Below are 21,115 nucleotides of genomic sequence, written 5' to 3'. Positions count from 1 at the left end.
AGATGCAGACGACGAAGGGAACACGCTGGTGACCAGCGACATTCAGATTCCTGCTGAGCTCAAGCCTGCTGACGGCCGCTTCGGTTCGGGCCCGTCAAAGGTCCGCCCGGAAGCGATCGCGGCCCTGGCGACCGAGGGCGCGAAGCTGCTCGGCACCTCCCACCGCCAGGCCCCGGTGAAGAACCTGGTGGCCCGCGTCCAGCAGGGCGTGGCCGATCTGTTCAACCTGCCCGAGGGCTATCAGGTCGTGCTCGGCAACGGCGGCTCGACCGCGTTCTGGGACATCGCGACGTTCGGGCTGATCCGGGAGAAGAGCCAGCACCTGAGCTTCGGTGAGTTCTCGTCGAAGTTCGCGAAGGCCGCGCAGCTGGCCCCGCACCTCGGCGACCCGACGATCGTGAAGTCCGACCCCGGCACCCGCCCGGTCGCGGTGGCCGAGGCCGGCGTCGACCTGTACGCGTGGCCGCACAACGAGACCTCCACCGGCGTGATGGCGCCGGTCAAGCGCGTCGAAGGGGCCGACGAGGGCGCACTGGTCGCGATCGACGCGACGTCGGGTGCGGCCGGTCTGCCGGTCGACGTGAACGAGGCCGACGTGTACTACTTCGCGCCGCAGAAGGGCTTCGCGTCCGACGGCGGCCTGTGGATCGCGCTGATGAGCCCGGCGGCACTCGCCCGGGTCGAGGAGATCGCCGCGACCGGCCGCTGGATCCCGGCGTTCCTGGACCTCGCGACCGCGGTCGACAACTCGAGCAAGAACCAGACGTACAACACGCCGTCGCTGGCCACGCTGTTCCTGATGGCCGAGCAGACCGACTGGATCAACAACCAGGGCGGTCTCAAGTGGAGCGTCGCCCGTACGACGGACTCGAGCAACCGGCTGTACACCTGGGCCGAGAAGTCGGAGTACGCGACGCCGTACGTCACCGACCCCGACGCCCGCTCGCTCGTCGTCGGCACCATCGACCTCGACGAGGCGATCGACGCGGCCGCGGTCGCGAAGGTCCTCCGCGCCAACGGCATCGTCGACACCGAGCCGTACCGCAAGCTGGGCCGCAACCAGCTCCGCGTCGCGATGTTCCCCGCGGTCGACCCGGACGACGTCGAGAAGCTGACCCAGGCCATCGACTACGTGGTCGAGAACCTCAAGTAGCACCGCCTGCAGCCGCCGCGCCCCTTGCTCGGGGTGCGGCGGCTGTTTCGTTGGATCAGAAGTTGATGCGGAGGACCGCTCGTCGGTTGCCGGGGCGATTGACCTCGGCGAAGCCCGCATCGGTGAACATGGCGAGGGTGCCGACGGAGCCGCCGTCGACGAGGTCGGGGTAGCCCTCGATGGCGTGGGCTCCGGCTTTGCGCGCGAACGGGACCGTGGCGCGGGCGAGAGCGCGGCCGATGCCTCGGCGCCGGAAGCCGGCGCGGGTGACGAAGCAGGTGACGGCCCAGACCGTGGGGTCGGTCCTGTCCTCGTTGCGGCCGAGCCAGGGGACGCGGAAGTCGCGCACCAGCCTCGGGTGGTCCGCCCGCGGCGCGACAGCGCACCACCCGACGGGCTCTCCGTCGAGGTAGGCGACCAAGCCGCTTGTCTCCGGAGCTTGCGGGCTTCCGCCAGCGTCGGTGCGCCCCCCGCCCAACTGGCCGCAGGCCGTCTGATCTCGGAGACGGGCGGCGAGCTCTTCGGGACCTTCGGAGTCCCAGGACTCCTTGGGCAGCATCCGGAAGCGCTGACACCAGCACCGGCCGGGATCGCCGGCGCCGAAGACCGCCTGCAGGTCCTCCCACGACGCCTCGTTCGCCGGGACGATCGTGAGCTGCTCATCGGTCACCGGCTCCCGTGAACCCGCGGTACGCGGAACAGGAACGCGCTTGGCCGGAGCCGCCTTCCGCTGCGGCTGCTTGCGAGCCGGGGCCTCGAACGTGAGCTGAAGGTCCACGGTGTCGCCTGCATCCAGTCCGTGGGGCTTACGCACTCCGTCCTTCAGCGGCACGACGTACCCGCCGTCCTTCGACCACAGCGAGGTCTTCCACTCCGTGCTCCCGAGGCGAGCGCGGATCGGGAGCATCCCCCAGCTGTGGTGGCCGGCGGCCGACGCGGCCGCCTTCAGCGCGGCAGCATCCTCGTCCGGGACGGGAACGAAGTAGTACGGCGCGGGACCGCGCCACTCGATAACCTCGCCGCTGAACTCGTGCTCCATGGACCCGATGCTAGGCCCGGTTCCGGACGTACAGCTTCCGGATTGAGCTGTCGATCAGACCCGGCGGTGGCCGGTCGGCGGGCCCTGGCCGGTCAGGCGGTCGTTCTCGGCCTGGCGGTCGCGGCGTTCGCGGCGGCCCGGCGGGAACGTGACGATCGTGATGATCAGCGCGAACAGGCTGGCGCCGATGATGATCCAGCGGAGGTTGTGGTTCTTGCCGGAGTCGGCGTTGTTGGAGTCGGTCGCCGTGGCCGGTTTGGGCGTGGCGCTGGCGGACGGCGGCGTGGATGCGACCGCCTTGGCGGGCGCCGTCAGCTGATAGATGGCTGAGTTGGCGCCTTCACTGCCGACGAGGACGGTGTTGTCGGTCGGGCCGACCGCGACGGTCTCGCCTTGGCCGAGGACTGCGGCGCCGCGGGCGATCGCGGTGGGAGTGTCGCCCCAGGCAACCGTTGCCACGTCGGTGTACGTCCGGAGGACCACGCGTTGCCCGTCCGGCATGAACGTGCCGTCGGTGATGATGCCGGAAGGGGCCGGCGCCAGCTTCGAGAGGTCGTTGGTGCCCTGGCGGGTCGGGGCCGGCGGGGCGGCGTAGATGGCGCCGGTGCCCTTCAGCTCCTTCGTCACGATGTACAGCTGGCTGGTGCCCGGCTCGATCAGCAGCGTCTCGGCGTCGTGCGCGCCGTCCGGGTACTTGAAGTCGAACTGGTGGTACTTGACGTCGGCGTCCTCCAGCGTCTCCGGCTCCGGGATCGTGTAGATCTCGATCTGCTCCCGGTCGGCCTTGTTGTCGCCGATGTCCGCGATGTAGATCGTGCCGTCCCGGTCCACGCCGAGCGCCTCGACATCGGTCACCTTCGCGCCGAACCGCAGTACCGCCTCCACCTTGCCGGTGGTCGCGTCGATCGCGAACACCCGGCCGGTGTCGCCGGAGTCGTTCACGGTGTAGTACGTGCCGGGGTGCTTCACGCTCTTCGCCAGACCGGAGGACTCCTTGATCCGGTCGTCGCGGATCGTGAACAGCTTCTTCGGAGCCGCCGGGGTCGGGTCCGCCTCCACCGTCGCCGAGGCTGTTGTGGGAAGTGCCACACCCGCCAGAGTGACGAGCGTCGCGCCGACCAGCGCGAACGCAGTCCGAAGTCGCGTCACAAGCCCACCTCGGCGGCAGGCAACAGAAGCTGGGCGAGGCGCGGGTTGACCTGCCATTCGGCGACCAGGGCGTCGTACTCGGCCTGGAGCTCGGCGGTCGGCTTCGCGCCGGTCCGCGCAGCGCGGAGCAGCAGATTGCGCGGCGTGTGCTGACTGTCCACGAACTGCACGACCTCCACCCGGTAACCGACCTGTCGGAGCACCGCCGCCCGCAACGAATCCGTCAGGACGTCGGCAAACCGCTCACGAACGATGCCATATCGCGTCATCAGCGCATAAGGCGCCGGTGGTGTGACGCTCTTGAGCTGCTTTTGGATGTCGTGATGACAACATGGGGCCGCGAGCACCAGCGGAGCCTCCCAGCCGACCGCCCGCGCGAGCGCGTCGTCGGTCGCGGTGTCGCAGGCGTGCAGCGCCAGTACGACGTCCGGTCGTACGTCGAGCTCCGCCGCCTGGATGGTCGCGTCGACGAACCGCAGGTGGTCCTGCCAGCCGAGCGCCTCGACCACCCGGGCGTTCCGTTTCCGGGCCGCCGGGTTGTGGTCGATGCCGGTCATCCGTACGTCGTGCCCGGCCGCGGACAGCAGGTGGTACGCCGCCAGCGTGAGGTACGCGTTCCCGCAGCCGAGGTCGACCACCTGCAGCGGTCGGTCCTTCGCGATCCGCCCGGCCGCGATCGCCTCGTCGAGGGCCGGCGCGAGCAGCTTGCAGAACTCCTCGATCTGCTTGTACTTCGCCTGCCGCGACGGCTTGACCCGGCCCAGGTGGTCGCTGATACCGAGCTCGATCAGGAACGGCGCGGCCGGATCGAGCACCCGCTGCTTCACCCGGTCGTGCCCGGTCTCCTGCTCCCGGCTGTCGTCCTGCCGGTGCAGCAGCTCCTTGCCCTTCTTGGTGTACCGCAACCGCAGCGTCTCGCTCGTCGTCTCCACATGCCACGACCCGTACGGCAACCCGAGGAGCTCGTCGACCACCTTCTCGAGCTCCGCCCTGGCGACGTCCGGCTCGCCATCCGCGACGCCCGACTCCGCCCCCGCGACGCCCGACCCGCCATCCGCGACGTCCGGCACGGCTCCCCCGACGGCCGGCTTGGATCCCGCGACGTCCGGCCCGGCTCCCGCGATGTTCCGCGTGTGGGCCTGGCGCTCGTCGAACTCCGTGATCTGCAGGTGCCGCTGCCCCTTCAGATCGACGTACCGCACCTCGACCCGCTGGTACGCCGGCGCCTCGCCCCCACGCCGCCGCCCGGACGCGACCGCCCGCACCAAACCGCTCTGATCCAGCAAGGCAGCACGAACCACGCCCAGCGCCCCGGCCTCCGCCGCCCGCGCCGGCTCGCCCGACCGCACCACTGGTTGCATCGCGCCATTGTCTCCGACCCCCACGCCCGATCTCAAAAGGGTCTCCCAAACCCACCGTCGCCGCCGCCCAACTCCGTGTACATTTCCTCCGCACCCCCGACGCAGTTGTGGCTTGTTCACGACGGTCGGTCATGTAGCACATGTGCTACCATGGATCCATGGACGCCTTGGGACTTCGTGAGCTGCGGCAGCACGCAAGCGATCTCGTCCGCCGAGCCGAAGCCGGCGAGCACCTGGTGATCACCGTCTCCGGCCGCCCCGCGGCTGTGCTCGGCCCGCCCGAACGCGACCATTGGCGGCATTACGACGAGATCGCAGACGTCCTGAGTCGGCGCGCCGACGATGACTGGGAGACCGATCGCGACCTGATCGACCAAGACCTCGTCGACCCCTGGGAGCCGACGGAATGAGGGCATTGCTCGACACCAGTGTCCTGATCAAGGGCCTGGAGGAGCCTGTCGATGCGGAGTTCGCGATCAGCACCGTCAGTCTCGCCGAGTTGCACTTCGGCGTGCTGGTCGCGAAGTCGCCGGAGATCCGCGCCGCCCGACTGCGCCGCCTCGCCGGTATTGAACGTGCTTTTGAGGCACTACCCGTGACTGACGCCGTTGCCCGCACATACGGCTCCTTCGCAGCGGCGGTCGCGGCAGCGGGAGCGCAGCCCCGCGCCCGCGCCTTCGACCTGCTAATTGCGGCCACAGCAGCCACCCACGAGGCCGCCCTCTACACCCGAAACCCGAAGGACTTCCGCGCAGTCCAGGAATTCGTCGAGATCCTCGCCGTCTGACCGGCCGCGAGCCGGAGACTGCTCCGGTAAGCGCCCGCCTGTTAGGCGAGCGAGCCGGAGACTGCTCGGTAAGAGTCCGCCGCGACGACCTTCGCTCGATTCACGCGCGCAGAGCTCCGCCCTGGACAACGCAGCCCGCAACACCTGAGGCGGCGGCCTTTGCGCAGTCCCCCTGCCTGCAGTCCGGCACGAGCGGACAGCACACATCACCACAGTCCACGCGCCGCCGAAGGCGGCCAAGAGAACAGTCGCCGCCTCGGTTGCCCCCAACACCTGATCGTGACGAGGGACGGTCGGTAGGAGGCGGCGGCCTTTTGCGGGCGTCTGGGGGGTTGGGTTATTCGAGTTTTTGGTCGTCGGTGAGGAGGCCTAGGGAGCGGAGGCGGGTGGCTATGCCGCCTTCCTGGCGGCCGAGGCTGGTGACGAGTTCGTCCTTGGTGGCGCCGTTGTGGAACATCTCGATCAGGGTCTGTTCGTCTTCGGGGGACCACTGGCTGAAGGCCTTCGGGTGGTTCTTGCGGGCGCGCTCGATCTTGCGGGTCATCGAGCGGACGTTGAGCAGTTCGAGGGAGCGGATCCGGACCTGCCGGTGGCGGCCGACTTCCTCGCCCTCGCGCCAGAACACCACCGCTCCGTCGTCGAACGTCATCAGGTCGGCGGGGACGTCGCAGTAGTCGGCGTCCTCAAGCGTCACGCGCATCATTGCTGGTTCTCTCCATTCACGGTGGATGCGTGGTCGACAGAGAAGATGCCGCGATCCGGCCCACCCCAGCGCACCGATCCGCAACCTGTGGACAACCAACCGCAGGACTTCTTTGCAAAATCTCTTTGCAAAGAGTCTTTGCAGTCCTATGCTCAACACCATGAGCGACGAGACCACCCCCGCGAGCGCCACCCCAGCCACCCCCGAGCCGGGCCGCACAGTCCGGCTGGACCGCCACCTGGTGCGCGCCCTCGCCCACCCGATGCGGAACCGGATCGTCGGCCTGCTCCGGGTGTACGGCCCCCAGACCGCCACCACCCTGGCCGGTCGGCTCGGCGTGAACACCGGCGCGACCAGCTACCACCTCCGCCAACTGGCCGACGCCGGTCTGGTGGTCGAGGACGACACCCGCGGCAACGCCCGCGACCGCTGGTGGAAGTCCGCCCACCAAGGCACCGAGTTCAACAAGGCCGAGCTGCTCGAGCAGGAGCCCGAGCTGGCGCTGGGCTTCCTGCACGGCGTCGGCCAGACGTACGCCGAGAACATGTTCGGCTACATCGACGCGATGCAGACGATGCCCGAGGACTGGCGTGACGCCAGCGTGCTCTCCGACTACTTCTTCCACCTGCGGGCCGACCAGCTCGACGCGATGATGCACGAGGTCATGGCGGTGCTGGAGAAGTACAAGACACCCGACCTGACCGCTCCCCTGCCGGAGGGCGCCGAGCAGGTCACGGTCCAGATCCAGGCCTTCCCGCGCGAGACGCGGCAGTAGGGCAGAGGGCGGTGAGGCAAATGAGCGACAAAGGAAACCGCGCGCCGCTGATCGCGTTCCTGGTAGCGAACGTGGTGTCGATCTGCGGCACCCGGGTGAGCGCCATCGCAATCCCCTGGTTCGTACTGATCACCACCGGCTCGCCGGTCAAGACCGGTCTGGTCGCCATGGCCGAGATGACGCCGCTGGTCATCGTGAAAGCCGTCGGCGGCCCGCTGATCGACAAGGTCGGCGCACGCCGGATCAGCGTGGTCGCAGACACAGCAAGTACTGCGATAGTCGGCCTCGTCCCGCTCCTCCACACGCTCGGCCTACTACACTTCCCCACGCTCCTCGTACTGGTCGCCATCGCCGGCGCCTTCCGCGGCCCGGGCGACTCCGCGAAAGAGACCCTGATCCCGGACATCGCCCGAGCAGCCCGCGTACCCCTGGAGCGAGTGACAGGCCTGGAGAGTACGACGGAACGCCTGGCCGGCTTCTTCGCGTACGCACTGGCCGGCGGACTCATCACCCTGGTCGGAGCGGTCAACGCACTCTGGATCGACGCCGCATCGTTCGGCGTCTGCGCCCTACTCATTGCCCGCTGGATCCCCAAGCTCGCCAAGCCGGAGATCACCAACGAACCCGAGCAGGGCTATGGACAACGGCTCCTCGTGGGCTGGCACTTCCTCCGCTCCGACAAGCTGCTGCTCCCCCTCGTCACGATGATCGCCGTGACCAATCTGCTCGACGCCGCGACCAGCACCGTCCTACTGCCGGTCTGGATCAAGACACACGGCTACGGCCCGGGACACACCAGTCTGATCCTCACTGCGTTCGGAGTGACCGCTACCGCATTCGCCTTACTGGCTTCGGCAATCGGCGACCGGATCCCTCGCAAGCTGGTCTTCACCGTCGCCTTCCTCATCGCCGGAGCACCCCGCTTCATCGCCCTGGCGGCAGGCGCACCGATCTGGGTGCTGATGGCGGTGTACGCCGTGGGCGGTATCGGAGCCGGCTTCATCAACCCCGTGCTCGGCGCGATCCGGGCCGAACGGATCCCCCGCCACCTGCTCGGCCGCGTGAACTCGCTGTCGAATGCGGCCTGCTGGACCGGCGTACCGCTCGGCGGTGTAGTCGCCGGCGTGGCCATCGCAGCCGTCGGCTTCGCACCTGCAGTGCTGGCGGGCGGCGCGATCTACCTGATCGCGACCATGTCCCCGGTGCTGATCGGCCGGCACGAGAACTGGAAGGCTACACAGGATCCGACGGGTCCTCAGGGAACGGTGGCTGATCCGGATCGGGTGGCAGTCGCAGCGTCTTAGTCTTCGTAGCGCTCGCCAGCTCGCGCTGCATCCGGTCCCGCTCCGCCCGCAGCAGACCGAGCATCACCAGGTCCAGCAGCATCCCGCCGGCGGCCGCGAACTGGGTGGCAGCGAACTGGAAGACCTGTGTCATCAGCAACGACACCAGGACGGCCAGCTCGAACAGCCGCACCGCCCGGACCCGGTTGCCCTTCCGCAGCGCCAGCGCGCCCCGCACCGTGAACGTTGCTGACAGCAAGCTTCCTACCGTCACGCCCAACACAGGAAGGTGGTTGAGCCCGTCGCCGACCACGATCGCGATCAACAGCGCACCGACAACCTGCAGAGCCAGTACGGCGACAGCCACCCGCGGAGCCTTCGGGTGGGTCGCCAGCCGCTCAAGCCCGCGCTGCAGCGCCTGCCAGCCCGCGTCGATCGGAGCGGCCAGCTCGACCTCGTCAGCAGGGCAGGCGGCCAGCAGCTCCCTGGTCTCGCGCCGTCCTTGCACGGCCTGGGGTACGGCGCGCAGCAGCGCCGCCGCCTCCGCACGGCGGCGCCGGGAAAGGCCACCGGCCACACCCTCGACGGCGTGGTCGATGACGTTGGCCAGCTCCTCCCGCGGGTCGATCGGCCGCCGCGTGCTGAGGAACCGGAACCCGAGCACGATCAGCACGAAGACGACGTACACGATCGCCGCGGTCGGCTTGTAGAAGTAGTTGTTGTCCGAGGTGACGAACTTGCCCACCTCGTCGATGAACAGCCCGAACCCGATCCCGCCGACCGTCGCGGCGGCCGGCCGGACGACGGGTCCGACGTACCCGAGCAGTAGCGAGATCGCGATCAGCATCAGCAGACCGCCGGGCAGTACGTGCGCGATGTGCAGACCCTTGCCGCCGATCTGCGGGTAGCCGCTGAGGCTGAGGATCAGCCGGGTCACCAGGACGGTCGCCACCCCCGACACCACGAACGTGGTCAGGTGCTCCCCGGACCGCACGTTGCGGACCAATCCGGCCCGCATCAGGTACGACGACCGCGAGGCGGTGCTGTTCGTCATTGGCGGGACGTTACCGCTGCCTCGGATCCAGCACAGCCGCAGAGCGTTTGAGACGTGTGAATACGAATCCACTGAGGTATTGCGCTTCATCCATCGGCGACCTAATCTCTCGCGTAGCGGAATACCACTTCCACTAAGTGGTACCCGTTGGTGCTGCCCACAGACCGGCCGAAGACCTTCACAGACCGCCCCCGAAGGCTTCGGCCGATTTTCCGGCCAGTTTCTACATCGGTGAAGAAGGACTCCTGAGAGGAGGCCACGATGAGCACGAGCACCGAGATCTCTGCTCCGGCAGGCCGCGAACCGACAGCTGAGATCCCTCCCCCGGCAATCCGTTCCAGACCCACCCGACGCACGGACCGGGTCGCCTATCTCTTCCTGCTCCCCTGGTTCGCGGGACTGCTGCTGCTGACCGCCGCACCCCTGCTCGGATCCCTGTATCTGTCGTTCACGAAGTTCAATCTGCTCCAGGCGCCCGCCTGGAACGGCTTCGGCAACTACGTGAAGATGTTCACCGACGACCCGCGCTACCTGCAGTCGTTGAAGGTCACGTTCATCTACGTCGCCCTCACCGTCCCGCTGCAGCTGGGATTCGCGCTCGCGGTCGCCGTGATGCTGAACCGGCCGATGCGCGGAATGGCCTTGTACCGCTCGATCTACTACATCCCGTCGCTGCTCGGCGGCAGCGTCGCGATCGCCGTGATCTGGGGTCAGCTGTTCGACAACGACGGCGTACTCAACGCCTTCCTCGCGTTCTTCGGCGTCGGCGGGCGGAGCTGGATCTCCAATCCCGACACGGCTCTCTACACGCTGGTGCTGCTGAACATCTGGCAGTTCGGCTCGCCGATGGTGATCTTCCTGGCCGGCCTCAAGCAGATACCGCAGGAGCTGTACGACGCCGCGTCGGTCGACGGCGCGAACGCCTGGCGACGGTTCTGGTCGGTCACCGTGCCGCTGCTGACACCGATCATCTTCTTCAACGTGGTGCTGCAGATCATCCAGGCCTTCCAGGCCTTCACCCCGGCGTACGTCGTGAGCGGCGGCAGCGGCGGCCCGTCCGACTCCACGCTGTTCTACACGCTTTACCTGTACCAGCAGGGATTCACGAACCTGAACATGGGCTACGCCTCCGCGATGGCGTGGGTGCTGCTGCTGATCATCGCGATCTTCACGCTGATCAACTTCGGGCTCGCCCGCCGCTGGGTCTACTACGAGGACCGCTGATGACGACGACACTCCAGCACGCCCCCGCAGCCCGGCGACGTACCCGCAGGTGGCTGACCCATCTCGCGTTGATCGCCGGCACCCTGGTGATGGTCTATCCGCTGCTGTGGATGGTCGGCGGGTCCTTCAAGGACGAGTCCGACATCTTCTCGCAGCTCAACCCGTTCCCGAGTTCGTTCGACCCGCGCAACTACATCGCCGGCTGGACCGCGACCGATCCCACCTTCACCCGGTTCTACATCAACTCGATGCTGATCGCGGTGCTCGCGGTGGCCGGCAACGTGGTCGCCTGCACGCTCACGGCGTACGCGTTCGCCCGGCTGGAGTTCCGCGGCAAGAAGGTGTTCTTCGCGATCATGCTCGGCTCGATCATGCTGCCGGCGCACGCGCTGCTGATCCCGCAGTACGTGCTGTTCTTCCACCTCGGCTGGGTGAACACCTATCTGCCGCTGGTGGTGCCGAAGTTCCTCGCCACCGATGCGTTCTTCATCTTCTTGATGGTCCAGTTCATCCGCACGATCCCGCGGACGCTGGACGAGGCGGCAATGATCGACGGCTGCGGCAAGGTCCGCATCTTCAGCCGGATCATCCTGCCGCTGACCGGACCGGTGCTGATCACCACGATGATCTTCACCTTCATCTGGACGTACAACGACTTCTTCTCCCAGCTGATCTACCTGTCCTACCCGAGCAGCGAGACCGTGCCGGTCGCGCTGCGGCGGTTCGTCGACGCGACCGGCGACTCGTCGTACGGACAACTGCTGGCCATGTCGGTGCTGTCGCTGGTGCCGACCTTCATCGTCTTCCTTCTCGCCCAGCGCCGGATCGTCGAGGGCATCGCCACGACCGGCCTGAAGGGCTAAGCCGAAAGGACCCCAGTCATGACCACACAGCTCAACCGGCGGCGCTTCCTGCAGGCCGGACTCGCGGCCGGCGTACTCGCACCTCTGCTCTCGGCCTGCAACCTCGACCCCGCGGCGAAGGAGGCCAAGAACTCGGTCCGGTTCTCGAGCTACGGGGACCCGACCAAGCTCGGCCTGCGCAGCAAGCTCGCCGACCAGTACACGGCCAGCCATCAGAACGTGAAGATGGTCTTCGAGGGCACCGCGACCGCGGAGTACTGGGACAAGCTCGCCACCCAGATGGCCGGCGGCAACGCTCCGGACGTGATCAACATCGACGCCCCACGGATCGGCCAGTACGGCGCGGCCGGAGCGCTGCAGTCACTGCAGAAGTACATCCCGGACACCATCGACACGAAGCCGATCGACCACAACCTGCTGATCCAGGGCCAGTTGAAGGGCGAGCAGTTCGGCATCCCGGTCGCGATGAGCACCTACAGCATCGGGTACGACGTGACCGTGCTCGACCAGCTTGGGCTGGAGCATCCGCAGAAGACGTGGACGTGGGCCGACTACGCGACCCTGGCCAACCAGATCCGGCAGAAGTCCGGCAAGAAGGTCTACGGCGCGGAGGACCCCAGTGGGGACACGGCGTCGTTGCAGATCTTCCTGCGTGGCAAGGGCGAGGACCTGTACAAGGACGGCTCACTCGCGTTCACCGATGCGTCGCTGACCGAGTGGTTCGAGTACTGGGCCGCGCTGCGGGCCACCGGCGGCACGATCCCCGCCGACATCGCGGCGCAGGCCGTGTACGGCGACTGGCCGAACAGCCCGCTGGTCAAGAAACAGGCGGCGCTCGCGCACATCCAGACGCCCAACCTCAAGGGCGGATTCCAGGACCTGACCGACCACACCATCGACATCACCCTGCCACCACGGCACACGAAGAGCGGCAAGTGCGGGACCTTCCCGGCACCCAGCAGCTTCCTGTCGCTGAACGCCAAGAGCCAGCGCCAGGACGACGCCGCCGCCTTCATCAACTGGTTCGCGAACGGCGCGGACGCTGCCAAGACCTTGCGGCTGATCAGCGGCCCGCCCGCCTCGGCCGCCGGGCGGGACGTGCTGTTGAAGGGCAGCGACCTGTCCGCGAGCGAGAAGCAGGTGCTGGCCTACACCGACCTGGCACTGAAGAACTCGTCCGCCCCGCCGCAGGCCTCCCCGGCTGCCTCGACCGCGGTCGGCGACCTGTTGCTGAAGGTCAGCCAGGACATCGCGTTCAACAAGATCTCGATCAAGCAAGGCGTGCCGAAGTTCATGGCCGACGCCGGCAAGACCCTCGACGGCAAGTGATTGGAGACCCCTATGAACCCCGTCACCACCGGCCGCACCGCGACCTGGGCGATGGAGCAGCTCGTCCGAGCCCTGGCGGAGAAAGGCATAGCCGACGTACCGGTCCGGCTGGCCACTCCCGACGAGGTCCCCGCCGCGGACCTCGCCGACGTTCCCGAGTCGTACGCCGTAGTCCGTGACGGCGACGAGATCGTTGTCGTCAGCAACGACGAGACAGGACTGCGCTGCGGCGTACTCGAGCTCGCGGACCGAGTCGCCGCGGGCGAGGACCTCGCCGGTACGACGCCGTACGCCGAGCAGCCCGCCGTACCTGTCCGGGGTGTGGTGCGGTCGTTCTCCAGCGTGGACGAGGACACGCCCTGGTTCCACGACCAGCAGTTCTGGACCGAATACCTGACCTGGCTGGCCGCGGCCCGGTTCAACCGGTTCCACCTGGCGCTCGGCATGCAGTACAACTACGGCGCCGATCGGCACGGCGCGACCGACAACTACCTGTGCTTCGTGTACCCGTTCCTCTTCGACGTGGACGGGTACGAAGTACAGGCCGAGGGCGTCGGGGCGGACGAGCAGAAGCGCAACCTCGACACCCTGCGGTTCATTGCGGCCGAGAGCAAGCGCCGCGGGCTGAAGTTCCAACTCGGTCTGTGGAACCACGCATACGACTACGGCCGGGACTCGGTGCACCGGTACCCGATCACCGGGATCGGTCCGGACACGCATGCGGAGTACTGCAAGGCCGGTATCGCCAAGCTGCTCACGGAGTGCCCTGACATCGACGGGCTGACGTTCCGGGTGCACTACGAGGGCGGTATCGCCGACCATCAGCACGAGATCTTCTGGCGGGCGGTGTTCGAAGGCGCGAACTCGGTCGGCCGGCCGCTGGAGATCGACATGCATGCCAAGGGCGTCGACCAGGCCCTGCTCGATGCCGTCGACCTACCGAACCTGTCGCCGGTGCTGTCGGCGAAGTACTGGGCCGAGCATGTGGGTTTGCCGTACCACCAGGCCTCGATCCGGGCGAAGGAGACGGCCAAGCCGATCCCGGCCGGCCACGAGATGAAGGGCATCACCGAGTTCTCCCGCCGGTTCACCCGCTACGGGTACGGCGACTTCCTGCGCGAGGATCGGACCGTCGACCTGATGTTCCGGGTCTGGCCGGGAACCCAGAAGCTGCTGGCCTGGGGCGATCCCGCGATCGCGGCCGGGTACGGGCGACTGTCGACGTTCGGCGGATCCCGCGGCGTCGACCTGTGCGAACCCCTGTTCTTCAAGGGACGCAAGGGCAGCGGCGAGGTGGGCAAGCGCGACCCGTACGTCCGCGAGGACCTCAGGTTGTCTGACAACCGGGAGTGGACCAAGTACCGCTACGGCTATCTGTTGTGGGGCCGGCTCCTCTACAACCCCGATGCCGAGCCCGAGACGTGGCGCCGCCACCTGAGGTCGACGTACGGCGAGGCCGCGGCGCACGTCGAGGACGCCCTGAGCCCACTCAGCCGGATCCTCCCGCTGGTGACCGTGGTCCACGGCGTCGGCGGATCGAACAACGGCTACTGGCCCGAGGCGTACCTCAACCTCCCGATCTCGTCGCGCGTCGAATCGCCGCACTACGCCGGCGACACCGATCCGCCGGCGAACTGGGGTGGCGTCAGCCCGTTCGACCCGACGACGTTCTACGCCATCGACGAGTACGTCGCGGCGGTGGCGAGCCGCTCGGTGTCAGCGAAGTACACGCCGCTCGAGGTGGCCGGGTGGATCGAGCGGCTGGTCGACGACGGACAGCAGGCCCTAACGCGTGTCCGCCAGACCGCAGAGCAGTCGGACGCACAGGTTCGCCGGGTACTGATCGATCTGGAGATCCTGGTCAGACTGGGCCGGTTCTTCGGCGGCAAGTTCCGGGCGGCGGTCGACTACTCGATCTTCCGCACCACCGAGGACGTCGCTTCGCTGCAGTCCGCCCTGCGGCACTACCGGGCCGCACGGGACGCGTACGCCGAGATCCCGGTCCTCGTCGAGGGTGTCTACCAACGGGATCTGCGCTTCGGGATCGAGACCTCCGAACACGGCCACTGGGCCGATCGAGTCCCGGACATGGACGTCGACCTGGCTGCCCTCAACGAGGAGCTACGGGAGGCAGCGGGCACAGAGCCTGCTGCCGCGTTGCTCGCGGCACCAGTCCGGCCAGCTGCGCCCGGCGTGGAACACACGGTGCCGGAGAGCTTCGATCGGGGCAGACCGGTCACGCTGTCGCTGGACGTCGTGGATCCGGACGTGATCGGCGCAACACTGCACTACCGGCACGTGGACCAGTCGAAGCCCTGGCAGCAGGTCCCGATGGAGCTGTCCGGGCAGACCTTGTCCGGCACGATCGACGGTGAGTACACGGCGTCGACGTACCCGCTGATGTACTTCTTCAGCGTGCAGCACCGGTCCGGTGGGCAGGCGCTCTACCCCGGCCTGGCCGCCGACCTGTCCAACCAGCCGTACGTCGTCCTGGGCTCCGCGACCGTCAACGGATGATCGCTGCGATCACGACGATCGCGACGAGCGCTACCAGCACGACAGAGGTGATGAGTCGACGGGTCCGGGGGTCCACTTGCTCAGGCTAGTGGACCCCCGTCCGGGTCGTTCACACCAGTGGGTAGTTGCCGACCAGCACACCGAGCGGGTCGACCCGCTGCTTGATCTCGCGGAGTCTGGCCAGGTCGGGCTCGCTGATGGAGTCCTGCAGCGACTCCCACGCGGACAGACCGGTCGGCGGCAGCTCATCGGTGTGCCACGGCGCCAGCGTCTCCTTCAACGCTCGCAGTGCGGTCTCCGCTGACTCCTGCAACTCCGGCACCGGCACGATCGACACAGCCAGCACCATGTACTGGGCTCGGGGGTCAGCCGCTGCCACGCCGGGGTGACCAACCTCACCACTCGCCCGCAGGTGGCGGATCTGCACCTGGAAGATCAGCGACGGCTGACCGGCGTACTCGAGCAGTGTGCCGATCAGCTCCGGTGTGAGCTCGTCGAACGTGCTGGTGATCAGTGACAGCGCCTGCGGCGGCGCCGGCACCGCATTCATCTCCGCAACCCCACTCGGCGACAACGGAGTGAACGAGTCAGCAACAGGTGTCCCAGCCGCACGGAGAGTGGACAGCACTCCTTCAAGCGCGGCTGGCTCGTACGGCGTGATCGCGTCGACCATGCAGAACGACTTCCCGCGTACTGCGTCCGGCAGCGCCGGTGAGTGCGGGTAGTGGATCAGGTACGCCCACAACGTCACCTGCTCCGGCGCCTCCTGCGTCGCCTTCGCGTACGCCGTCAGCACCGCCTCGGACTGCTCGATCGGGAACATCAGCCGCCCACCGGTGATCTCCGGAGCCGGATGCAACTCCACCTCGACCGACGTCACCACACCGAAGTTCCCGCCGCCACCACGCAGCGCCCACATCAGGTCCGGGTCAACCGAGTCGTCGATCCATCGGCAGATCCCGGAACCGTCGACGATCTCCGCAGCCCGCAGACTGCCCGCACCACTCCCGTAGGGCCGCGAGAACCACGAGAACCCACCACTCGTACAGAAGCCGGCCACCGAGATGTTGCTGCTCGTGCCAGGCAGTCCAGTGAGCCCGGTGCCGTCCAGCGCTGCCTGCACAGTCCCCCAGCGCACTCCGGCGCCCAGCCGAGCGATGCGTGCGTGCGGATCCACCCACACGTCATCCAGCGCGGAGGTCCGCACCACAATCGTCCCGTCGAGCGCACGAGTCGCACCGTGCCCACCCGCTTGCGCAGCAACCTTCAGCCCGCGCGCACCGGCGTACGCGATCGTGAACTCGACATCGTTCGGCCCGCTCGCCTCCACGACGGCCGCAGGCTGCTGATCGACAGACAGGTTCCACCCCCGCCGCACCTGCTCCCAGTCCGGGTCGTCCGGCGTCACCAGTCGACCCTTCAATACCTGACGCAGTTCATGCATGATCCGGCCACCTCTCCCCCGGCGGTATCCCTCGGATCCATGATGGCCCAACAGCGGTCCAGACCGATTAGTGCAGATTGATCAGGGGTTCCGGGCGGTGGACGCCGCGGGGGCGGTAGCCGAGGGCGTCGGACAGGCCCAGGTAGTCCGAGAGCAGCCAGATGATGGCCAGCCACATCTCGGTGCCTTGCAGGCCGGGGATTGCGCGGTCGTCGGTGCCGTCGGGAGCGAACGCGAAGCCTGCGCCGTCGACCCAGCGCGGGAGGATCGCGCGCAGTTGTTCCTCGGCCCAGCGGCGACCCTCCTGCTCGCCGTACGTCGTCTGCTTGCGGGCCAGCCACAGCGGGTGGATGACGTCGAGCACGTTGCAGGAGTTGTAGTTGTCGCCGGTGAACATCCGACGGTCGTTGCTGTGGGCAAGGACGGTGGCGACGGCTTGTTCGGGGTACGGCAGCGGGAGGCCGAACTGCGCATACGTGCCGCGGGTGAGGCGGTAGAAACCGTTCACGACCTGCAGCCAGCCGTCGTCGGGATGTTGGTGACCCCAAGCGCCGGTCGTTGGGTCGACCCTCGTTACGAGCCAGCCCATCAGGGCTTCGAGCGGGCCGGATTCGTTGTGGTCGTGGAGATTCCGGGCGATCGCGGTGCCGAGGTGATCGATACCAGCTCCGGCCGACCAAGATTTCCTTGCCCAGGGCAAATTGTCCAGATCGGCAAAACCGAAGGCGGTGTCGATCGGGTGCTCGAAGCTGCTGTCGAGGACCTGGAGGGCGTACCCGACACACAGCACGTGATAGCCGGCCGGCCCTTCCAGGACAGAGAGTTTGCTGTCGTCCGGCAGGTCCAGCCCGGCATCCGACAGGTCTCCTGGTGCGACCAGTCCGGTCTTCGGATCCTGCCGATGACGGAGACGGCGGACCAGGTCGTCACGGGTGTGGCCGGCCGGAGTTCGGCGTACCAGCAGGTCGGCGATCTCGATCGCGTCGCACCATGGGCGAACCGCCGGCTCGTGGCCGAGGTCGGGACGGTCGACGAAACGCTCACCGTCCCAAGAGCGAGCGAGCACGTCGTCGACCTGCGCACGCGCTTTGGCGGCGAAGGCGGTCAGTTGGGTGCGGAGGTCACCTGACATGGAGGATCCTGTTCGCGAGCGGAGGACGCGGGCGGGGTTGCCGGCGGCGACCGAGTTGGCCGGGATGTTCTTGGTGACGACCGCGCCGGCGCCGATGATGGTGTGCGGGCCGACGGTGACGCCGTCGAGGATCGTCACGTTGGAGCCGATCCAGACGTCGTCGCCGATCGTGATGCCGAGGGCGGTGTGAGGTTGCTTGAAGATCGGCTGACCGGGAGCCGTGCCGTGGTTGAAGGCGAGCAGCGACGTGTGGGCGCCGATCCGTACGCCGTCGCCGATCGTCACCTTGCCGCGGACGGCGGAGAACGGGTTGATCGTGGAGTCGGATCCGAGCGTGATGTTGCCGGTGACGTAGGCGTGCGCGGCGACGTACGAGCGCTCCCCCATCGTCAGCTCGTCGCAGTACACCGCGGCCGACTCCGCGACGTACACGTCGGCGGCGAGCCGGACCGACCCGCCGAGTCGCGCCTGCCGTTCGGCCTGGCGTTCGCGGTCGGCGTCGGAGGCCGTTCGCTTGTACTCCCACGGCAGGAAATCGAGTCGCAACGGCTCATTCGGCAACATGGGAAAACGCTATCCAAAACACCGCGGCCCCGCCAGCCCCGAAATGCCGCTGCTAACCTCCCGTCTGTGCGGGGAGCCAGGCGATGACGACGAGCGGATCTGTGACCGACGGCGGTGAGGTCGGCGACGACGGCCCACAGGGCGGCACGCGCCGCAGTCATCGGGTCACGATCAGCGATCTCGCCCGGCGGCTGCACATCTCGAAGGCGTCGGTCTCGTACGCGCTGAACGGGCGGGCCGGAGTCAGCGAGGAGACCCGGCGGCGGGTGCTCGATCTGGCCGAAGAGCTGGGCTTCCACCCGAACTCCGCCGCGGTTGCGCTGTCCGCCAGCCGGACGCGGACGATCGGGATCGTGATCGCTCGCGACCCGGCGCTGATCTCGACCGAAGCGTTCTACATGCGGACGCTGGTCGGCATCGAGCAGTACCTGAACGAGGTCGATTCGTCGCTGCTGCTCCGGCTGACGGGCGAGCACGGCGAGGATCTCGACGTACTGCGGCGATGGTCGCGGCAGGGGCGGGTCGACGGGTTCATCCTGTTCGACGAGCACGACGACGACCCGAGAATCCCGCTGCTGAAGGAGCTCGGGGTTCCGTGCGTGGTGGTGAGCTCGAACGCGCCGGACGACTCGGTCGGGCGGTTGATCAGCTCACCGGAGGAGACGGTCGGGCTGCTGCTCGATCACCTGGTCGAGCTCGGGCACCGGAACGTCGCGCATATCAGCGGGCCGTTCACGTTCGTCCACGAGCGGTTGCGGGTGAAGATCCTGCAGGAACAGGCCGCCGCGCGCGGGGTCGCCGTACGGCATATCGAAGGCAGCTACCGGTACGACGACGGCGCCGAGCTCACCCGTCAGTTGCTGAACGATGCGAACCCGCCGAGCGCGATCGTGCTCGGGAACGACCTGATGGCGGTCGCGGCGCTGCGGGTTGCGATGGACCTCGGTACGGCGGTGCCGGCCGAGGTCTCGATCCTCGCCTGGGACGACTCGCCGCTGTGCGAACTCGCCCGCCCCGGCATCACCGCGGTCGACCAGAAAACGATGGAACGCGGGCGCGCGGCCGCCGATCTGCTCCTGCGAATCGTGACCGGCGACAACGAAATTCACGAGGAAGCACCTGCGGGCGAGCTTCGCCCCCGCGATTCGAGCGGACCGGCACCTTTCTGAGCACTTTCAAGACTCTGTGAATTCATTCGGATTCGGAGGGTGTTGGATTGCGTTTGCCATGGGCACACGAGAGGTTGGATCAGTCACGAGGTCGTAACGAAGACCCCGGAACTGAACCGGTTAGGGTTTCGAAACTTAACCGGTTAGGTCAGTATGGGGCCGATCCGCCTTCGCAGCTCTGTGGAGGCTCGACGGGACGAGGGAGTCCGACGTGAGACTGCGTTCGTTTGTAGCCGCGGTGGCGGCGACCGCCATGGGAATCAGCCTCGCCGCGTGCGGTGGTGGCGACAAGAACGATTCCTCCGGCGGCGGTTCTGGTGGTGACCAGACGCTGACCTACTGGGCCAGCAACCAGGGCACCAGCCTGGACAACGACAAGGAGGTGCTGACCCCGGTCCTGCAGAAGTTCACCCAGGACACCGGCATCAAGGTCAACCTCGAGGTGATCGGCTGGAACGATCTGCAGACGCGGATCCAGACCGCGATCACCTCCGGCCAGGCGCCGGACGTGGTCAACATCGGCAACACCTGGGCGGCCTCGCTGCAGGCGACCGACGCGTTCCTGCCGTTCGACGGCGACGCGATGGGCGCCATCGGCGGGAAGGACAAGTTCGTGCCGACGGCTCTGGCGACCGGCGGCAAGGAAGGCACCGACCCGACCTCGGTCCCGCTCTACGGTCTGGCCTACGGCCTGTACTACAACAAGGCGATGTTCGCCGCGGCCGGCCTGCAGCCGCCGAAGACCTGGGAAGAGATGGTCACCGACGCGCAGAAGCTGACCGTCCCCGCCAAGAAGCAGTGGGGGATGGCGCTCGCGGCCGGCAGCTACACCGAGAACGTGCACTTCGCGTTCATCAACGCCGCGCAGAACAAGGCCGACTGGTTCGACGCCGACGGCAAGCCGACCTTCACCGGTGACGGCAACGTGCAGGGCGTGCTGCGGTACCTCGACCTGATGCAGAAGGACAAGGTCGCGAACCCGTCGAACGCGCAGTACGACAACGGCACCAAGTCGGTCAACGACTTCGCCACCAAGAAGGTCGCGATGGTCATCAACCAGAACAACGCCGACTCCTCGATCGTTGCCAACGGCATGAAGGCCGGCGAGTACGGCGTCGTACCGTTCCCGGCTCCGTCCGGCGCCGAGCAGGTCGCCAGCCACGTGGCCGGTATCAACCTGTCGGTGTTCAAGAACACCAAGCACAAGGACGCGGCGCTGAAGTTCGTCAAGTACATGACGGACGCGACCACGCAGACCACGCTGGGCAAGCCGTTCTCCTCGCTGCCGGTGCTGAAGGACGCGAAGCCGGTGTTCACCACCGACGCGGCCGAGGCGGCGACGTTCCAGGACGTCTACAACACCAAGTCCAAGCCGCTGCCGCTGGTGCCGGCCGAGGACCAGTTCGAGAGCACCGTCGGCAAGGCGATGAACTCGATGTTCGCCAAGATCGCGACCGGCGGAACGGTCACGGCCGACGATGTGAAGGCGGCGCTGAAGACCGCCCAGGATCAGGTGGCCGCAGGTAGCTGACCCGCGCTCAGTGGCCCGGACGACCCGTCCGGGCCACT

Annotated in this window: 18 protein-coding genes; 11 read left to right on the top strand and 7 right to left on the bottom strand. The window is 67.6% G+C overall.

Annotated features, from left to right (window positions below; translation table 11 throughout):
- Positions 1–28: 28 nt before the first annotated feature.
- Complete coding sequence (gene serC, locus ACFWUU_RS21620; RefSeq protein ID WP_380177563.1) at positions 29–1,153, top strand: phosphoserine transaminase; 1,125 nt, start codon at positions 29–31, stop codon at positions 1,151–1,153.
- A 55-nt stretch (positions 1,154–1,208) separates the two neighbouring features.
- Here serC and ACFWUU_RS21615 read toward each other — a convergent pair whose 3' ends face one another.
- Genes ACFWUU_RS21615 through ACFWUU_RS21605 form a run of 3 tightly spaced genes read right to left on the bottom strand, consistent with a single transcriptional unit; the run spans position 1,209 to position 4,702 of the window.
- Positions 1,209–2,192 (bottom strand): GNAT family N-acetyltransferase, encoded by a 984-nt coding sequence (locus ACFWUU_RS21615; protein WP_380177561.1) that lies wholly within the window; start codon positions 2,190–2,192, stop codon positions 1,209–1,211.
- A 54-nt stretch (positions 2,193–2,246) separates the two neighbouring features.
- Positions 2,247–3,341 (bottom strand): hypothetical protein, encoded by a 1,095-nt coding sequence (locus tag ACFWUU_RS21610; protein ID WP_380177559.1) that lies wholly within the window; start codon positions 3,339–3,341, stop codon positions 2,247–2,249.
- Complete coding sequence (locus ACFWUU_RS21605) at positions 3,338–4,702, bottom strand: class I SAM-dependent methyltransferase (protein WP_380177557.1); 1,365 nt, start codon at positions 4,700–4,702, stop codon at positions 3,338–3,340. Before ACFWUU_RS21605 ends, ACFWUU_RS21610 begins: the two co-directional genes overlap by 4 nt.
- Before the next feature lie 158 nt (positions 4,703–4,860).
- On the opposite strand from ACFWUU_RS21605, the gene ACFWUU_RS21600 reads away from it, so the two are divergent.
- On the top strand, positions 4,861–5,112 hold the full coding sequence (locus tag ACFWUU_RS21600; RefSeq protein ID WP_137258871.1) for a type II toxin-antitoxin system Phd/YefM family antitoxin: 252 nt from the start codon (positions 4,861–4,863) through the stop codon (positions 5,110–5,112).
- A complete protein-coding gene (locus tag ACFWUU_RS21595; protein ID WP_380177555.1) occupies positions 5,109–5,489 on the top strand; it encodes a PIN domain-containing protein in 381 nt (126 codons plus the stop codon). Before ACFWUU_RS21600 ends, ACFWUU_RS21595 begins: the two co-directional genes overlap by 4 nt.
- A gap of 337 nt (positions 5,490–5,826) precedes the next feature.
- Here ACFWUU_RS21595 and ACFWUU_RS21590 read toward each other — a convergent pair whose 3' ends face one another.
- A complete protein-coding gene (locus ACFWUU_RS21590) occupies positions 5,827–6,189 on the bottom strand; it encodes a hypothetical protein (RefSeq protein WP_380177553.1) in 363 nt (120 codons plus the stop codon).
- 163 nt (positions 6,190–6,352) lie between these two features.
- Here ACFWUU_RS21590 and ACFWUU_RS21585 point away from each other — a divergent pair, with 163 nt between their 5' ends.
- Together ACFWUU_RS21585 and ACFWUU_RS21580 are read left to right on the top strand one after the other, a co-directional pair.
- The gene (locus ACFWUU_RS21585) at positions 6,353–6,967 is read left to right on the top strand and encodes a helix-turn-helix domain-containing protein (RefSeq protein ID WP_380177551.1); all 615 of its coding nucleotides are present in this window, start codon (positions 6,353–6,355) and stop codon (positions 6,965–6,967) included.
- A gap of 20 nt (positions 6,968–6,987) precedes the next feature.
- A complete protein-coding gene (locus ACFWUU_RS21580; RefSeq protein ID WP_380177549.1) occupies positions 6,988–8,271 on the top strand; it encodes an MFS transporter in 1,284 nt (427 codons plus the stop codon).
- Here the strand turns inward: ACFWUU_RS21580 and ACFWUU_RS21575 are convergent.
- A complete protein-coding gene (locus ACFWUU_RS21575; protein ID WP_380177548.1) occupies positions 8,201–9,304 on the bottom strand; it encodes a hypothetical protein in 1,104 nt (367 codons plus the stop codon). The two genes, ACFWUU_RS21580 and ACFWUU_RS21575, sit on opposite strands and share 71 nt — an antisense overlap.
- 261 nt (positions 9,305–9,565) lie before the next feature.
- Between ACFWUU_RS21575 and ACFWUU_RS21570 the strand changes: the two genes are divergently transcribed.
- From ACFWUU_RS21570 to ACFWUU_RS21555, 4 genes are read left to right on the top strand one after another with little or no spacing between them, the layout of a single operon-like run.
- On the top strand, positions 9,566–10,528 hold the full coding sequence (locus ACFWUU_RS21570; protein WP_380177546.1) for a carbohydrate ABC transporter permease: 963 nt from the start codon (positions 9,566–9,568) through the stop codon (positions 10,526–10,528).
- The gene (locus ACFWUU_RS21565; RefSeq protein ID WP_380177544.1) at positions 10,528–11,391 is read left to right on the top strand and encodes a carbohydrate ABC transporter permease; all 864 of its coding nucleotides are present in this window, start codon (positions 10,528–10,530) and stop codon (positions 11,389–11,391) included. Before ACFWUU_RS21570 ends, ACFWUU_RS21565 begins: the two co-directional genes overlap by 1 nt.
- An 18-nt stretch (positions 11,392–11,409) precedes the next feature.
- Positions 11,410–12,720, top strand: a complete 1,311-nt coding sequence (locus ACFWUU_RS21560; protein ID WP_380177542.1) for an ABC transporter substrate-binding protein — start codon at positions 11,410–11,412, stop codon at positions 12,718–12,720.
- Between the two features lie 12 nt (positions 12,721–12,732).
- Positions 12,733–15,237 (top strand): hypothetical protein, encoded by a 2,505-nt coding sequence (locus tag ACFWUU_RS21555; protein WP_380177540.1) that lies wholly within the window; start codon positions 12,733–12,735, stop codon positions 15,235–15,237.
- Positions 15,238–15,346: 109 nt separating this feature from the next.
- Here ACFWUU_RS21555 and ACFWUU_RS21550 read toward each other — a convergent pair whose 3' ends face one another.
- Positions 15,347–16,681 carry an FAD-binding oxidoreductase gene (locus ACFWUU_RS21550; RefSeq protein ID WP_380177538.1) on the bottom strand — a complete coding sequence of 445 codons (1,335 nt, stop codon included), beginning with the start codon at positions 16,679–16,681 and terminating at the stop codon, positions 15,347–15,349.
- A 67-nt stretch (positions 16,682–16,748) separates the two neighbouring features.
- Positions 16,749–18,377, bottom strand: coding sequence for an acyltransferase (locus ACFWUU_RS21545; RefSeq protein WP_380177536.1), 1,629 nt, complete (start codon positions 18,375–18,377; stop codon positions 16,749–16,751).
- Positions 18,378–18,460: 83 nt separating this feature from the next.
- Between ACFWUU_RS21545 and ACFWUU_RS21540 the strand changes: the two genes are divergently transcribed.
- Both ACFWUU_RS21540 and ACFWUU_RS21535 read left to right on the top strand, forming a co-directional pair.
- Positions 18,461–19,546 (top strand): LacI family DNA-binding transcriptional regulator, encoded by a 1,086-nt coding sequence (locus ACFWUU_RS21540; protein WP_380177534.1) that lies wholly within the window; start codon positions 18,461–18,463, stop codon positions 19,544–19,546.
- 211 nt (positions 19,547–19,757) lie between these two features.
- Positions 19,758–21,077, top strand: a complete 1,320-nt coding sequence (locus tag ACFWUU_RS21535) for an ABC transporter substrate-binding protein (protein ID WP_202878016.1) — start codon at positions 19,758–19,760, stop codon at positions 21,075–21,077.
- Positions 21,078–21,115 lie beyond the last annotated feature (38 nt).

It is taken from the genome of Kribbella sp. NPDC058693 (assembly GCF_042715335.1).
GTDB classification, from domain to species: domain Bacteria; phylum Actinomycetota; class Actinomycetes; order Propionibacteriales; family Kribbellaceae; genus Kribbella; species Kribbella jiaozuonensis.
Note: the sequence above shows the minus strand (reverse complement) of the source record. Positions and strands in the feature narration are given on the sequence as shown.